The sequence below is a fragment of the Campylobacter concisus genome, assembly GCF_003048775.2.
Lineage (GTDB): Bacteria > Campylobacterota > Campylobacteria > Campylobacterales > Campylobacteraceae > Campylobacter_A > Campylobacter_A concisus_I.
Window position 1 is genome coordinate 752,568 of the sequence record NZ_CP049272.1, and the last position, 14,153, is coordinate 766,720.

Consider the following 14,153-nt stretch of genomic DNA (forward strand, 5'->3'; position numbering starts at 1 on the left):
CGTAAAAATATGTTTTATTTTTTACTCGGTATTTACTTTTTTTACGTCGCCGCAAAGGCGATTTTGGCGATTTTGCAGATAAATTTTATACGCGCAGAGGCCAAAAAGCCAGCCGTCGTGCTAGAGCAGGGGGAGTATGAAACCGCCGCTGCCGCAGCAATAACTAATCAAAAATTTGAGATAGCAGGCCTACTTTATCACGCCGCGATATTTATGATGTGGGCGTGCTGGGGGCTTGGCGCGATATCGGGGCATGCTTATAAAACGGGAGATATAGGTGACAACGTCTTTATGGTTATGGTATTTTTGCTCGTTTCGTCGCTGCTAGAACTGCCGCTAAATATCTACGAAACCTTCGTCAAAGACAAAAAGCTCGGCTTTTCAAACGTAACGCCTAAAATTTTCGCGCTCGATCTGCTTAAAACGCTCGCGCTGACGCTGGTTTTTGGCACGCTATTTGTGTGGCTGGTGCTGCTTTGCATTAGATTTTTGGGCGATTTTTGGTGGTTTTGGGCGTTTTTGCTTAGCTTTGCCATCGCGCTTGTTATAAATCTCATCTACCCGACGCTTATCGCGCCTATCTTTAACAAAATGCAGCCGCTAGAAGATGGCGAGCTAAAAAGCCGTATAGAAGGGCTTTTAGCGCGGTGCGGGTTTAAAAGTAGCGGCGTTTTTACGATAGACGCCAGCAAGCGCGACAACCGCTTAAACGCCTATTTTGGCGGCCTTGGCGCGACCAAGCGCGTGGTGCTTTTCGACACGCTCGTAAAAAAACTAAGCTTAGAGGAGATAATCGCCGTTTTGGGGCATGAGCTGGGGCACTTTAAGCACAAAGATATCCTAAAAATGATAGCTCTAAGCGCGGTTATGCTTCTTGCGATGTTTTTAATATTCGGCAATATCCCTGACGCAGTGTATCAAGCGCTTGGGCTTCATAGCGGAGGCGGCGGAACGATCGTGTTTTTGCTACTTTTTTCGCCGATTTTCGGATTTTTATTTTCGCCGGTTAGCTCGTATTTTAGCCGCGCGAATGAATTTGGCGCCGATAAATTCGCAGGCAATGTCTCAAACAAAACCGACATGATAAGCGCGCTAAAAAAACTAGGCAGCGAAAACAAGGCCTTCCCGAAGGCTCATCCGCTCTATGCGTTCGTCTATCATTCGCACCCAAGCCTCTTTGAGCGTATAAACGAGCTGGAAAATGAAAATTGAAGAGGCTCTTAAAGAGGCTAGTTTAAGGCTAAGCCCGCTTTGTCAAAATCCAAGCAGAGTGGCTAAAATTTTGCTTATGAACTATCTTGATGTAAGCATTGAATGGATATTTTTAAATCAAAAAAATGAATTTGATGAGAGCGGCTATTTCGCTCTAGTTAAAAGGTATGAAAACTACGAGCCTCTTGAATATATAACTGGTAAAGCTAGCTTTTATGGGCTTGATTTTTACATGGAAAGCGGAGTGCTTATTCCAAGGCCTGAAACAGAAATTTTAGTGGATAAAGTAATAGAAATTTCACGCGAATATAATGAATCAAAGATCGCAGAAATAGGCACAGGAAGCGGCATTATTAGTATCATGCTAGCTCTAAAAACAAAGGCAAATATCGTAGCGACAGACATTAATGAAAAAGCTTTGATACTTGCTAAAAAAAATGCAGATAAATTTGATGTAGGTGGGAGGATCAAATTTTTAAACTGCTCTTATGTGGATGAAATTTTAGAAGATATTGATATTTTGGTTTCAAATCCACCATATATTGCAAGAAGCTATAAACTTAGTAGATTTGTACTAAATGAGCCAGAAAGTGCACTCTTTGGAGGCGAAGTAGGAGATGAAATCTTAAAAGACATTATTCTCATAGCCAAAGATCGCAATATCAAAAACGTTGCTTGTGAGATGGGTTATGATCAAAAAGCAAGTATGCAAAAATTCTTAGAGGCCAATGGTTTTGAGTATAGTTTTTACAAAGATTTGGCTGGCTTTGATAGAGGCTTTTGCGCGAAGTTAAAAATATAAAGGAGATAGTTTGAGAGGAGTTTATTTTTTGCTTTTGGCAGTACTTATAGGAGCTGAGCTAACGCTTGGTATTTTAGTGGCGCCAGTCATATTTTTTCCGCAGAACATCATAGGAGATGGCATACTTACGCATTTTATGAGCGGTCAAATGATGACAAAGATATTTTTGAAATTTAATTATATTTTGCTTTTTGTAAGCATAGTTGTAATGATTGGTGAGCTATTTGATCTTAGAAAAAAGCTTATTTTTTCACTAAAATTTAGCATGTTAATGCTTGCTTTTTTAAATTTGGCTTTAGCTTTTAGCTTTGTATTTTTCTTTACGCCTTTTATAGTTTACGCTCAGAATTTGGGGGTCGATGCGACGCAGACGGCTGAATTTGCCAAAATGCATAGCGCGAGTGAATATGTGATGAAAATCATGCTTGTTTTACAAATCATTTTATTTTTTGTGAAATTTAAGATTAGCCAAAATGAACGCAAAGCCTGATATTCAAGTCTTAACAAATTTTCTAGCCGAATACACGAGTGCGATGGTGAGTGCTGGCACCTACACAGCGCGCGTAGAAAAGTGCGTAGATCGCATAGCTAAACACTACGGCTACGACGTTAGCGTGACGATTTTCGTGAAGTATTTTACGATTAGCGTCATGGACTCGGCCGACAACTCCCTGCGCCGAACCTACGTGAAAAAGATCCCGCTAGGGCAGGTGAGCTTTAACCGTATTTCCGAGCTTTCGTCGCTTAGCTGGCGGATTTTGGATGAAAATTTGAGCTTAGAGAAGGCAAAAGAGCAGTTTGAGGGCGTCATGCGCATCGGGGCAAATAAATTTACAAGCTCGCTTATTTTAATAAGCCTTGCAAATGCGGCGTTTTGCAGGCTTTTTGGCGGCGATGCGGGCTCGGTAGCTTGCGTATTTTTTGCGACGCTCGTGGGCTATAGCCTTAGATTTGCACTTGCTAAAATGGGCGTAAATTTAAAAATCCAGTACGTCCTAGTTTCGTTCGTGGTCTCGTTTATCGCCTATCTTGGCGTATTTTACGGCTTTACGCACACTAGCGACGTGGCGATCGGCTCGTCGATACTCTTTTTGATGCCGGGCGTTTTTCTCATAAACTCGGTCTTTGACATCCTAAACGACAACACGCTTGTAGGCATCAGCAGAGCCGTGAGCACGGGCATCCTGATACTTTGCATCGCGGTGGGCGTCTATATCACGCTCTCGCTTAGCAATGCGGAGATTTTACATGTTTGAGCTTTTGACCGCGACTCTCATAGACGGCGCTTTTGCCGCGGTGGCGGGGCTTGGCTTTGCCTACGCTAGCTCGCCGCCTAAAAGGACTCTCTCTTTTTGCGCACTGCTTGCGGCGTTTGCGCACGCTAGCCGCTTTTGGATCATGCAGATGGGATTTTTTAACATCAGCGTAGCCACGCTCATCGTCTCTTTTTTAAGCGGGATTTTAGGTATGCTCTTTGCTAAACGGCTCAAAGTGCCCGCCGAGATCATCGCGTTTCCCGCGCTTTTGCCGATGGTACCGGGAGTCTACGCGTACAAGGGTATTTTGGCGCTATTTTCGTTTCTAAACGAGCCTAATATCGCTAAGAAAAACGAATACCTAATCATATTTTTCGATAACGCAATCACGACTACGACGGTCTCGCTAGCCCTTGGCGTGGGCGTTTCGGTGGTGCTTATTTTATTTTACGATCAGTCCTTGATGATAACTCGCGGCGCTAAGTGTGATCTAGCGGCGAGGAAGATGCGCGAGTAATTTTAACTTTCGGCATAGAAATTTTGTATGGCTTTTTGATAGTTTTTATTATTTTTACTAGATATTTTCTCAATTTTGCCGATGTAGCTTAAAACCAAATTTTAAAAGGATTTATGATGTTAAGCGGTATCGGCGGATTTTCTAGTGTCGCTAAAAATTTTCAACTAAATGAAAAACATAGCATAAAGAGTCAAATCATATATAAAAATGAAATCTCGCAGCCGGATACGGTCGAGCACAAATTTAACGAAGTTTTAGGCTATAAAGTAGGTGCGGACGGATATTTTACGTTCGAATTTAACGAAGCCGCAGGTATCCCAAAGGACTACAAAATCCACTCTGATACCTTAAAATCTCTCGTGAACGTAAATGATAAAGCGATCGCATTTAATAAAATGTTTTCAAAAATCGACATAGCAAAAACAGTCGGCAATGCATATAAAATTTTATCCCAAGTAGTCGGCGAGGACGTTTTAAATTCCAAAGAAAGTTTTAACAAAGAAGACCTCGCCAAATTTCCTCAAGGATACGAGTACGAAAAATCAAGTCTAAAAGTAACTAAAGTAAATAAAAACATCTACGACTATACGTCGGCACGTAGCGCATTTGACGATAAGTCCGGGAAAACCAATATGGAAACGCTATTTTTTAATAGTTCATATCATGAGTTAACAACAACGCCGCAATATAAGCCTTCAACCAATATCTTTGATAATAATAACGGCGGCAAAGAGAGCGAAAATGTGAGCGTGTTTATAAATCCTCACGGCGAAAGATACACCAACCCTGACGGTAGTATAACCAAAGGAGGCTTGATAGCAGCCGTAATAAACTCAAATTTAGGTGTACGAGAGGGCGAAACTACGGTTTGGGGCAAGATGCAAGGTTATGACAAAAACATAAGCGGCAAAGAATACAGACAAAAGCTGGACGCCTTTATTGATTCGCGCAACATCTACGGCATCAAAGGAAGCGAGCTTGACGGGCTTAGCAAGGATTACCGAGAATATGTACTAACGTTTCAAAAAATGCAAGAGTCGCTTTTACCCGGTAGCACTGCCTTAAGCGGCAACTCTAACATAACTTCCGACGGCAAAGAATCAAAAAGCCTCTTTGAAATAATGCAAGAGGATATGAAAGAGGCGCAAAAACGCCTAGAAAAGCTAACCAGGCAAGAAAAGCGAACGCAAAAGATGCTGGATAAAAACAGAAAATACGACAAAGAGCTAGAGCAAAATACTAGAAAAAATTTAGAAGAACTTGAGGCGATGATGAAATTTAACGCTAAGAGCGTGGATATAAAGGCTTGAAAGGATTAATATGATAAACGGCGTAAACGGATTTAACGCAAATGCAAATTTTGATTTTAGCGGCGCTCGCGGGCAAAATTTAAAGACGCATGAGGAAAAAGAGGCGGATATAATGGGGCTTTTAAGAAAATTTAGTAAAATTGGGCTTAATGTAAAAGTCTAAGGAAATACCGTGAAAATAAGAATCTACTACGAAGATACCGATGCTGGTGGCATAGTCTATCATACAAACTATATTAAATTTTGCGAGCGAGCTAGAAGTGAAGCATTTTTTCAGGCTGGATTAAATTTCACAAAAGAGGGCGGATACTTTGTAGTTTCGTCGCTTGAGGCTAAATTTATCGCCTCTGCTGTACTTGGAGATGAAATTTTTGTTCGAAGCAAGGTATTGGAGATTAAAAAAGCAAGTATTGTTTTAGAGCAAGAAATTTATAAATTTGATGATAAAAATGCGGAAAAACTACTTTTTAGAGCAACAATTACTTTAGCTTTCATGAAAGAAGAGAAGCTTGCTAAGATAAATGACGAGATAAAGAAATTTCTGGAGAATTCTAAATTTTAAATCGTGGTTAAGTTTAGAAATTTAGCTTTAGCCACTTTTTGCTTTTACATTGAGCTGTTTTGATCGAGCAAAATTTCTTGATTTGCTTCGTCAAAGTGGTCGCCTTTTGCGTTATAAATTTTAACTCCATATAAAACTTGTGAGTTTTCAACTCTTTCGGTAAAAATTCTATCAGCACTTTTATCTATAAAATTTGTATATATATACTCGGCACCAAAAGCACTTGAATAGCCGATTTGTGAATATCTAAAATCTACATCAAAAAGATCACCAAGCCCCAAAAATAAGTCGTTAATAGGATTTAGTGAGTTTGCAATGAAAAGATTTTGTCTATCTCTTTGCGCGATGGCATTAAAGATATTTGGTAAAAAATTTATCTGCGTACTTAAAAGTGCGTATGGTTTTATCTCAAAGCCTCTCATCTGCGTTGCTACAAGAGAAGCTTTGACGATTGGGATGTTTAAAAATATACTTGCGTCATCAAATTTGGATTTTTTACTTAAAGTATCATTTAAATTTATATCTTTGCCTACGATAGAGGCTTCATGATAATCGCTACTTTGCATGCGGACATATTCATTTAGCTTTTGTCCTAATGAACTACCATCATCAAATGCAACTATTTTTTCGTTCGAGTAAGCTAGCAAAGCTGAAATTTGGTCTTTATAATCAATGCCACCAAAGATCAAATTTGGCTTTGGATTTATGATAAAAGAGCTATGAACGCTTGGAATGTAGATAAGCTCATTTGATAGAACTAGCGAATTTATAATGTTTGCACCATTTGATGTAAGGGCTGCGATAAAATAATTAAAGCCTTGGGCTCTAGCCGTTTGCATAGCATTCGTAAGACTTTGTGGGCTTTCATCGTTGCTATTTATAAATTTGATCTCGATATCTGCGTCTTGCTTTAAGACATAGCTTAAGACAGCATTTGATACAACATTTGCATAAGATTTTATAATCTTTTGCGGGATGATTACAGCGATTTTGCCGCTTTTATTAACTTTTAAAATAGCTTCACCACCAAGAGAGATATAAAGCTCTAAAAGAGTGTTATCATCTATTTTTGCTGGCTCAAATCTTGCCATAAAACTAGCCAGTAAATCAGACTTAATAAGCTCATTTAAGCAGGCATTATCACAAAAATCTGGTTCTAAATTTATATAAGTAATCTTTGCTGGAGGTATGCTTGATAGACTTTGGTTTTTTGTAATATTACTCTCAAAATTTATCTCATCTTGCGATGCAAAAATAGTCGAAAAAATGGCTAAAAAAAGTAAAATTTTTCTCATATCACTCCTTTGATCTTTCTTAAATCATCTATAAAAATATTTTCAAAACTAGGATTTTTGCTGATCCACTCTGGTGAAAACGTTGGTAAAATAAGGCTATTTTCATTTTTTAAAATACTACCTCTTATGCTTGAAAATCCGCCTTTTAATAATAAATTTGGGTATAAATGCATAAAAGCTTTCTCTCCTAAAGTCACAATTATCTTTGGTTTTATCAGTCTAATCTCTTCAAACAAATAAGGACGACAAAGTTCAATAGAACGGCTTAAAATCGGACTTTTATCATCACTTTGTGAAATTTCACACCGAAGTAGAGAACTTATATAAATTTCTTTTATATCTAAATTTAAACTATTTTTTATGGCATTTTCTAAAAATTTTTTACTGTTATTTTCATAAGAATCATTTTTTTTAGAAAATAATATAAACATGATTTTGCTATTTTCATTGCCGATGCCAGCTGTTACGCCTTTTGAGCTGTTTCGCAAAGAACAAAGAGAACATTTTTTTACTTCGCGGTTTAGCTCATCAATATTGTTGTAATCATGATAATTGCTTATACTAAGAAAATTTTTATCAATAAACTTATAGCCAATTAGTTTTAAGAAAAATAATTTTTTTAAAAGCCTATTGTCTTTATTAAAATTCATTTTTGGATTATAACTTGATTTGCTTAAAGTTTGAGTTGTGACTTTTTAAGCTAAGTTATTCAAAGGAATTTAAGTATTGCTTTGATAAAATTCCACTTTTTATATTAACTTTAAGGATAGAAATGAAAAGGACTTATCAACCTCATAAAACCCCTAAAAAACGCACTCACGGCTTTCGCTTAAGAATGAAAACTAAAAATGGCCGAAAAGTAATAAACGCTAGACGTGCCAAAGGTAGAAAAAGATTGGCTGCTTAGCTGGTTTTGAGTCGTTAAGCGGCTCAAAAGAATTCTCTCAAGTTTATAAAGAGGCTAGCAAGTGGCATTGTGATGCTTGCATTGTTTTTTATAAACCAACAAATGAAAAAAAAATAGCAGTAGTTGCTAGTAAAAAAGTAGGAAAAGCGGTAGTTAGAAATAGAGCTAAAAGACTTTTGAGAGCCGCTTTTTTTAACATTTCTAGTGAATTAAAAGATGGCACATATATTATGCTCGCAAAAAATGGACTTACAGAAATTTCATTTGAAAAAATTTTGTAAAAATTTAAGTTGGTCTACAAAAAAAATGGGATGTTTAAAATGAAAAAAATTGCGATTAAAGCTATCGCTTTTTATCAAAAATATATTTCCATACTTCTACCAAAAAGCTGTCGCTATTACCCGACTTGTTCACAATACGCGATTTGGGAATTTCAAACAAATAGTTTTTTTTCTGCTTTTTTTGCAACCTTCATGCGAATTTTAAAATGTAATCAGCTTTTTAAAGGCGGTATCAATTACCCAATCATCTACAAAAAATTTAACTTATGTTTTATATCTCAAAAAAGTGATACCAAAAATGTAAATTTTTGGTTTGTCCCTTGTCGGAATAGTAAATTTTATGTCGTAAAAGTATTAGATAAATTAAAGGAAAAAAATTAAAATGGAACAGATGTCTATGCAAAAAAGGTTGCTTCTTGCAGCACTTTTATCTATTGTTTTTTTTATAGTGTATGATTTTTTTATGCCAAAAAGGGTGATACCTGAGCAAAACCAAACTACAATGTCTAAAACAATAGATCAAAATAAAGCTCCAAATATAAATCAAAATACTCCAAAATCAAATGAAAATTTAGCTTCAAACGAGATAATCGCTACTATCAAAGGTCAAAGCTACGAAGCAAAAATAGATAAGCTAGGAAGAATTTCAAAATTCTATCTAACTGAAGAGAAATATAAAACAGAAGATGGCAACAAAATCGAGCTTGTCTCACAGAATCCATTGCCACTTGAGCTTAGATTTAACGATAGTACGCTAAATACCGATGCTTTTAAGGTTACATATAGTAGTGACGCTAGCGAGATAGATGTCAGCAGCGAGCCTAAAATCATAAAACTTACTCAAAATTTAGATGGAGTTACGGTCACAAAAAATATCAAATTTTACCCAAATGGTCGTTACGAGGTTGAAGTAAATTTAAGTAAAAGTGTTGATTATTTCATCACTCCTGGCTTTAGGCCAAACATCGCAGTAGATAGCTACACAGTTCATGGCGTGATGCTTAGAAATACAGATGATAGCCTAAACATCATAGAAGACGGTGACGCCAAAGAGGTTAAAAACTATGCAAATACCACAATAGCAGCCGCCTCTGATAGATACTATACAACTCTATTTTACTCATTTGAAAAGCCATTTGAAGTAGCCACAGATAAAGATTCTAACAATAATCCTATTCTTTTTGTAAAGGCAAATGATAATTTAAAATTAGGCGCATATATCGGACCAAAAGAGCATAAAATTTTAAGCTCAATGGACGAGAGACTAAACGACGTTATTGAGTATGGTTGGTTTACATTTATAGCAAAACCGATGTTTGCATTTTTAAATTTCTTGTATAACTACATTGGCAACTGGGGTTGGGCGATAGTTGTGCTAACGCTTGTTATAAGGATAGTTTTATTCCCGCTTACATATAAGGGTATGTTATCCATGAACAAGCTTAAAGAGCTTGCTCCAAAGGTAAAAGAGCTTCAGACAAAATATAAAGATGATAAGCAAAAAATGCAAGTTCATATGATGGAGCTTTATAAAAAGCATGGTGCAAATCCGATGGGTGGCTGCTTACCGATCTTGCTCCAGATTCCGGTATTTTTTGCGATCTACCGCGTCTTACTAAATGCGATCGAGCTAAAAGGTGCTCCTTGGATACTTTGGATACACGATCTTTCGGTAATGGACCCATATTTTGTATTGCCTATTTTGATGGGTCTAACGATGTTTTTACAGCAAAAGCTTACACCAACGACATTTACTGATCCTATGCAAGAAAAGGTGATGAAATTTTTACCTCTTATATTTACATTTTTCTTCGTGACATTCCCAGCTGGTCTTACACTTTACTGGTTTGTAAATAACGTTTGCTCGGTTGTTCAGCAAGTATTTGTAAATAAACTTTTTGAAAAACATAAAAAAGCTGCGGAGGTAAAGGCTTAATGAAAATAGAAGCAAATACCCTTCAAGAGGCATTTCAAAAGGCAGCCGAGCAGCTTAACTGCTCAGTAACTCAGCTTGATATAAAAGTTTTACAGCATCCAAGCAGTGGTTTTTTTGGATTTTTTAAAAGAAGTGCGATCATCGAAGCAAATTTAGAAAATCAGTCAAAACCACAACACAAGTCAAAAAATGATAAAAATTTTGTTAAAAAAAATGATGAGAACGAGGCTATAAAAGAAGATAAAAAGCAAGCTAAAAAACACGATCATAGCGATAAAAAGCGAGGCCTTAAAAAACATAGAGATGAAAAAAACGAAACTAAATTTGAGCAAAAAGAACATAAAAATGAAAAGTCAAATTTAAGTGAAAAAAACGAAGCTCTAGCTAAAGATGCGTTTGCTCAAAAGAGTGAAGAAGCTGAACCAGGATATGTAATAAAGAGACTTGATGAGCCAAAAGAAATAAAGGAGTTACAAGCTGGTAAAAATGCTCCTAAAAATATTTTAGATAATTCTATTATTGAAAATTTTAACCAAACTGATGAAGAGAGTGTGGCTCAAGCTTTACAAAAAGAAAAAAAAGAAAAATCAGCAATCGACTTTGATAAAATTTTACCTGAGATCAAAGATGGCATGAACCGTCTTTTTAAGGCAAGTTGTTTTGATATTAGTAAAATTGAAGTTAGCAAATTTGACGATGAAACGGTGCTTATAGAGCTTGATGGAGCTGATGCGGCTCTACTTATAGGTAAAGAAGGTTATAGGTATAAAGCGATATCTTACATGCTTTATAACTGGCTAAATTCAAAATACAACCTCGCTATCCGCCTAGAGATCGCGCAATTTTTGCAAAATCAAGAAGCGATGATGGATCAATATCTAAATGGCGTGATCGAGCGTGTGCAAAATAGTGGCAGAGCTCAAACAAAGCCGCTTGATGGGGTTTTGGTCAAGATCGCGCTTGAGAAGCTTCGCGAGAAATTCCCAGATAAATATGTCGGCATAAAAAGTGGCAATGACGGCAAATTTGTCGTTGTAAATGACTTTTTCAAAAAATGAGTGAAACTATCGCAGCCCTTGCCACAGCTTATGGCATCGGCTCAGTTTCTATCGTAAGACTTAGCGGCAAGGACGCCCTAGCTATTTCTTTAAAACTCCTTAAACTTTCAAATTTAGAGCCAAGATACGCAAAACTTGCCAAAATTTACTCCCTTGATGATGAAATTTTAGACGAGGGCATCGTTATATATTTTAAAGGCCCAGCAAGCTTTACAGGCGAGGATATCGTTGAGTTTCAAACTCATGGTGGCGTGATGGTGAGTGAGAGAATTTTAAATGAGCTAATAAAGGCTGGTGCAAGGCTTGCTATGCCAGGCGAGTTTAGCAAGCGAGCGTTTTTAAATGGCAAGATGGATCTAGCTAAGGCTGAGGCTATGCAAGGACTCATCACTTCAAAAAGCGAGATCGCTGCTAAAATTTTGACCCGTCAGATGCAAGGCGATCTTAGTAAATTTGTAGGAGAGATCAGAAGCGAAGTTGTAAAAACTCTTGCTTTTGTTGAGACAATGATTGATTATGCTGATGATGATCTGCCTGCAAATTTACTAGAACAGACCAAGCAGATGCTTTTAAAAAATAGTGAGAAACTAGAGCGTATAGCCACACTTAGCGAGCAAAGAAGAGGGCTGATTGATGGCTTTAAGATCGCTATCGTTGGTAAGCCAAATGTTGGCAAAAGCTCCATTTTAAACTCATTTTTGGCATACGAGAGGGCGATCGTTAGCGACGAGGCGGGCACTACTAGAGATAGGATAGAAGAAAATTTTAAGATCGGCTCACATCTGGTTCGTATAATAGATACCGCTGGCATCAGAAAAGATGCTGGAAAGATCGAGCAAATCGGTATAAACTATTCTATTGCTGCTATAAACGAAGCTGACATAATCCTAGCTGTTTTTGATGGCTCAAATCCAAGCGACGAGCAAGACAAAGAGATAATTAGACTCGTTTCTAACTCAAGTAAAAAAGCCTTTTTTATCCTAAACAAAAGCGATCTGGCATTTAAATTTGACATAAATTTGGACGGTGCTATCAAAATTTCAGCAAAAACCGATACGAGTGTAGTTTTAAAAAAGCTCGAGGAATATCTCAAGACGCAAGACACCGACGAGATCATGCTAAGCTCAAACCGCCAAATTTTAAGCTGCAAAGAGGCGAGCGAGGCTTTAAAAAGAGCGTTAAATTTGCTTGTCGAGTCTGAGCTCGAGCTTTTTGCTTATGAGCTAAATGCGGCGATAGAGCAAATCTCGTCAATCACGAAGCCGTTTGAAAGAAGCGAAATTTTAGACGAAATGTTTAGCAGCTTTTGCCTGGGCAAGTGAGCGAATTTATCTTAAAGGAGAAAACAATGAAAAAAATTCTATCAGTCGTCGCTTTGGCGGCGTTATTTAGCGGTTGCGCGCCTTTGCAAGATAAACTAACGGGTACGGACTCATCCGAACCAAAGTGGAGTAAGTATTTTGAAAACGACGGTAACCTCGGCAATATCGCGTTTTACTCGGAAAATTTAAGCAAAACTTACGCGCTAAAAGACGGCGACGTCATCGGTATGGCGATCGTAAAAAGGGCCGATATGGCGCTGAAACTGGGCGATATGTATGCGCTAAACGGGCTTTCGTTTACGGTACTTGAGCTTGACGACAAGAAAAAATTCGGCTATCGCTACGTAAATATGCGCGATAAAGCCGAGCATGAAGCCCTAAAAAAGGCAAAAACGGTCAAATTTTATCAGTTTGGCGGCGGCATATTAGAGAGCGTAGTTTTTAGTGCGGACTCGGGCGCCGTGTGCGAGAGTTTTGCGGCGGACAAGACGGTAAAAGCTCATGCGGTGACTAATTATTACGATAAAGAAAGCGTCGACAATAGCGAATTTTTCGCGACCCTGATGGATATCGGAGTGAAGAAGGGCAAAAGCGCCGAGATCAAAAATCTAGACTTTAAATTTTTCGTTAGCGACGGCAAGCTTGCTAGTACGCAAACGCGGGCTCGCTCGGCGGATTTTAGAAGCAAAGTCATAGACGCCGACTCTAAAAAACAGGAGCAAATCCTATCAAACATCGTGTGCGCCGCGCCTAAAAACTGATCGCTTTTATCAAATTTAAACGCGAGCGCGATATGAAAAAATTATTTCTAGCGGCTATTGCGGCATTGGCGTTTAGCGGTTGCGCGGCCATTACAGGCGAGATGGGCGGCGAGAGAGCGTGGCGTACGTATATGGAAAACGACGCTAGCATACAGCAGATCGGATTTATAACCGAGACTACGGTCTACGAGATGAGCGGCGGCAAAACAGAGGAAAAATTCGGCGACTACATGGGTAGGGCCGAGGTGAAATCGCCGGGCGAGAGCGACTCGGCGAGCCAAAATCTAGGCTGGGTTTATGCAAGCGGCGACGGCGTAAAAACTCTGATAGTAATTGATCTGGATAGCGGTAGAAATGTAGATTTGAGCGATAAAGACGAGATAAAAAAGCTACAAAACTCAAAGAAATTTAAGTTTTACGAATTTGGCGGCGGGATCCTTGAGAGCGTGGTTTATAGCGCGCAAAAATCTCCTGTTTGCAAGGCGTTTTTTGGCGGCGAACCTATAAGCGCTAGAAGCGTGACGAACTACTACGTGGGCGCGTCTGACGAGTTTTTCGCTACCGTGATCGACGCGAAGATAGTCGGAAACAAAGGCTTTGAGATAAAAAATTTAGACTTTAAATTTAACCTGCCTAGCAGCAAGCTAGCCGAGGTTAAAGAACGGGCGACCTCTGCGAAATTTAGACAAGACGTCATCGATCAAGACCTCAAAAAGCAAGGGCGTATCCTGCTAAACATACTTTGCTACTATAGCATGCCGAGCAAATAGTCGTTTGCGGCGGGTAATCGCCTGCTAAATTTGACGGAGTATCGGACTTTCTTGCGTCAAATTTAGGGGTCTAGTATGCTTAAATTTTTAATTTCCACAGCTAGTTCAAATTTGGCATTCGTCTAAAATTTGAGCCGTTCACCAAGACCCGTACCGCAAAAATG

At 38.4% G+C, this 14,153-nt stretch carries 17 protein-coding genes and 1 pseudogene; 16 read left to right on the forward strand and 2 right to left on the reverse strand.

Annotated features, from left to right (window positions below; all coding sequences use genetic code 11):
* Positions 1-9 precede the first annotated feature (9 nt).
* The 8 genes from CVT17_RS03755 (at position 10) to CVT17_RS03790 (ending at position 5,659) form a co-directional block, all read left to right on the forward strand.
* Positions 10-1,212: a M48 family metallopeptidase gene (locus tag CVT17_RS03755; protein WP_107770507.1), complete on the forward strand. Its 1,203-nt coding sequence runs from the start codon at positions 10-12 to the stop codon at positions 1,210-1,212.
* Positions 1,202-2,014 carry a peptide chain release factor N(5)-glutamine methyltransferase gene (prmC, locus tag CVT17_RS03760; protein WP_107858693.1) on the forward strand — a complete coding sequence of 271 codons (813 nt, stop codon included), beginning with the start codon at positions 1,202-1,204 and terminating at the stop codon, positions 2,012-2,014. The genes CVT17_RS03755 and prmC overlap by 11 nt, the downstream gene beginning before the upstream one ends.
* 10 nt (positions 2,015-2,024) lie before the next feature.
* Complete coding sequence (locus tag CVT17_RS03765; protein WP_103604554.1) at positions 2,025-2,504, forward strand: DUF4149 domain-containing protein; 480 nt, start codon at positions 2,025-2,027, stop codon at positions 2,502-2,504.
* Complete coding sequence (locus tag CVT17_RS03770) at positions 2,488-3,270, forward strand: threonine/serine ThrE exporter family protein (protein ID WP_103600822.1); 783 nt, start codon at positions 2,488-2,490, stop codon at positions 3,268-3,270. The genes CVT17_RS03765 and CVT17_RS03770 overlap by 17 nt, the downstream gene beginning before the upstream one ends.
* A complete protein-coding gene (locus tag CVT17_RS03775; protein ID WP_107770505.1) occupies positions 3,263-3,787 on the forward strand; it encodes a threonine/serine exporter family protein in 525 nt (174 codons plus the stop codon). Before CVT17_RS03770 ends, CVT17_RS03775 begins: the two co-directional genes overlap by 8 nt.
* 116 nt (positions 3,788-3,903) lie before the next feature.
* A complete protein-coding gene (locus tag CVT17_RS03780) occupies positions 3,904-5,097 on the forward strand; it encodes a Cj0814 family flagellar-dependent secreted protein (protein WP_107770504.1) in 1,194 nt (397 codons plus the stop codon).
* A gap of 10 nt (positions 5,098-5,107) precedes the next feature.
* Positions 5,108-5,260 (forward strand): hypothetical protein, encoded by a 153-nt coding sequence (locus CVT17_RS03785; protein WP_159070452.1) that lies wholly within the window; start codon positions 5,108-5,110, stop codon positions 5,258-5,260.
* A 9-nt stretch (positions 5,261-5,269) separates the two neighbouring features.
* A complete protein-coding gene (locus CVT17_RS03790; RefSeq protein ID WP_072594906.1) occupies positions 5,270-5,659 on the forward strand; it encodes a YbgC/FadM family acyl-CoA thioesterase in 390 nt (129 codons plus the stop codon).
* 44 nt (positions 5,660-5,703) lie between these two features.
* Here CVT17_RS03790 and CVT17_RS03795 read toward each other — a convergent pair whose 3' ends face one another.
* Together CVT17_RS03795 and CVT17_RS03800 are read right to left on the reverse strand one after the other, a co-directional pair.
* Entirely contained in the window at positions 5,704-6,954 is a 1,251-nt protein-coding gene (locus tag CVT17_RS03795; protein WP_107770503.1) for a hypothetical protein, read from the reverse strand.
* Positions 6,951-7,604, reverse strand: a complete 654-nt coding sequence (locus tag CVT17_RS03800) for a uracil-DNA glycosylase family protein (protein WP_107770502.1) — start codon at positions 7,602-7,604, stop codon at positions 6,951-6,953. The genes CVT17_RS03795 and CVT17_RS03800 overlap by 4 nt, the downstream gene beginning before the upstream one ends.
* Positions 7,605-7,726: 122 nt before the next feature.
* Here CVT17_RS03800 and rpmH point away from each other — a divergent pair, with 122 nt between their 5' ends.
* The 8 genes and pseudogenes from rpmH to CVT17_RS03840 all read left to right on the forward strand — a co-directional run bounded on the left by rpmH (position 7,727) and on the right by CVT17_RS03840 (position 13,989).
* On the forward strand, positions 7,727-7,861 hold the full coding sequence (gene rpmH / locus CVT17_RS03805) for a 50S ribosomal protein L34 (protein ID WP_002940373.1): 135 nt from the start codon (positions 7,727-7,729) through the stop codon (positions 7,859-7,861).
* Positions 7,849-8,185 (forward strand): annotated as a pseudogene (gene rnpA / locus CVT17_RS03810) (ribonuclease P protein component). Before rpmH ends, rnpA begins: the two are co-directional and overlap by 13 nt.
* The gene (yidD, locus tag CVT17_RS03815; protein ID WP_107770501.1) at positions 8,182-8,523 is read left to right on the forward strand and encodes a membrane protein insertion efficiency factor YidD; all 342 of its coding nucleotides are present in this window, start codon (positions 8,182-8,184) and stop codon (positions 8,521-8,523) included. Before rnpA ends, yidD begins: the two are co-directional and overlap by 4 nt.
* A gap of 1 nt (position 8,524) precedes the next feature.
* Positions 8,525-10,078, forward strand: a complete 1,554-nt coding sequence (yidC, locus tag CVT17_RS03820) for a membrane protein insertase YidC (protein ID WP_107770500.1) — start codon at positions 8,525-8,527, stop codon at positions 10,076-10,078.
* Positions 10,078-11,136 (forward strand): Jag N-terminal domain-containing protein, encoded by a 1,059-nt coding sequence (locus CVT17_RS03825; RefSeq protein ID WP_107770499.1) that lies wholly within the window; start codon positions 10,078-10,080, stop codon positions 11,134-11,136. The genes yidC and CVT17_RS03825 overlap by 1 nt, the downstream gene beginning before the upstream one ends.
* Complete coding sequence (gene mnmE / locus CVT17_RS03830) at positions 11,133-12,458, forward strand: tRNA uridine-5-carboxymethylaminomethyl(34) synthesis GTPase MnmE (RefSeq protein WP_107770498.1); 1,326 nt, start codon at positions 11,133-11,135, stop codon at positions 12,456-12,458. The genes CVT17_RS03825 and mnmE overlap by 4 nt, the downstream gene beginning before the upstream one ends.
* 26 nt (positions 12,459-12,484) lie before the next feature.
* The gene (locus CVT17_RS03835) at positions 12,485-13,219 is read left to right on the forward strand and encodes a hypothetical protein (RefSeq protein ID WP_107770497.1); all 735 of its coding nucleotides are present in this window, start codon (positions 12,485-12,487) and stop codon (positions 13,217-13,219) included.
* Positions 13,220-13,251: 32 nt separating this feature from the next.
* Positions 13,252-13,989 carry a hypothetical protein gene (locus CVT17_RS03840; RefSeq protein ID WP_107770496.1) on the forward strand — a complete coding sequence of 246 codons (738 nt, stop codon included), beginning with the start codon at positions 13,252-13,254 and terminating at the stop codon, positions 13,987-13,989.
* Positions 13,990-14,153: the final 164 nt, after the last annotated feature.

Coding starts and splice junctions, on each gene's coding strand:
- CVT17_RS03755 (WP_107770507.1), top strand. CDS start 10: ATGTTTTATTTTTTACTCGGTATTTACTTTTTTTACGTCGCCGCAAAG.
- prmC (WP_107858693.1), top strand. CDS start 1,202: ATGAAAATTGAAGAGGCTCTTAAAGAGGCTAGTTTAAGGCTAAGCCCG.
- CVT17_RS03770 (WP_103600822.1), top strand. CDS start 2,488: ATGAACGCAAAGCCTGATATTCAAGTCTTAACAAATTTTCTAGCCGAA.
- CVT17_RS03775 (WP_107770505.1), top strand. CDS start 3,263: ATGTTTGAGCTTTTGACCGCGACTCTCATAGACGGCGCTTTTGCCGCG.
- CVT17_RS03780 (WP_107770504.1), top strand. CDS start 3,904: ATGTTAAGCGGTATCGGCGGATTTTCTAGTGTCGCTAAAAATTTTCAA.
- CVT17_RS03785 (WP_159070452.1), top strand. CDS start 5,108: ATGATAAACGGCGTAAACGGATTTAACGCAAATGCAAATTTTGATTTT.
- CVT17_RS03795 (WP_107770503.1), bottom strand. CDS start 6,954: ATGAGAAAAATTTTACTTTTTTTAGCCATTTTTTCGACTATTTTTGCA.
- CVT17_RS03800 (WP_107770502.1), bottom strand. CDS start 7,604: ATGAATTTTAATAAAGACAATAGGCTTTTAAAAAAATTATTTTTCTTA.
- rpmH (WP_002940373.1), top strand. CDS start 7,727: ATGAAAAGGACTTATCAACCTCATAAAACCCCTAAAAAACGCACTCAC.
- yidD (WP_107770501.1), top strand. CDS start 8,182: ATGAAAAAAATTGCGATTAAAGCTATCGCTTTTTATCAAAAATATATT.
- yidC (WP_107770500.1), top strand. CDS start 8,525: ATGGAACAGATGTCTATGCAAAAAAGGTTGCTTCTTGCAGCACTTTTA.
- CVT17_RS03825 (WP_107770499.1), top strand. CDS start 10,078: ATGAAAATAGAAGCAAATACCCTTCAAGAGGCATTTCAAAAGGCAGCC.
- mnmE (WP_107770498.1), top strand. CDS start 11,133: ATGAGTGAAACTATCGCAGCCCTTGCCACAGCTTATGGCATCGGCTCA.
- CVT17_RS03835 (WP_107770497.1), top strand. CDS start 12,485: ATGAAAAAAATTCTATCAGTCGTCGCTTTGGCGGCGTTATTTAGCGGT.
- CVT17_RS03840 (WP_107770496.1), top strand. CDS start 13,252: ATGAAAAAATTATTTCTAGCGGCTATTGCGGCATTGGCGTTTAGCGGT.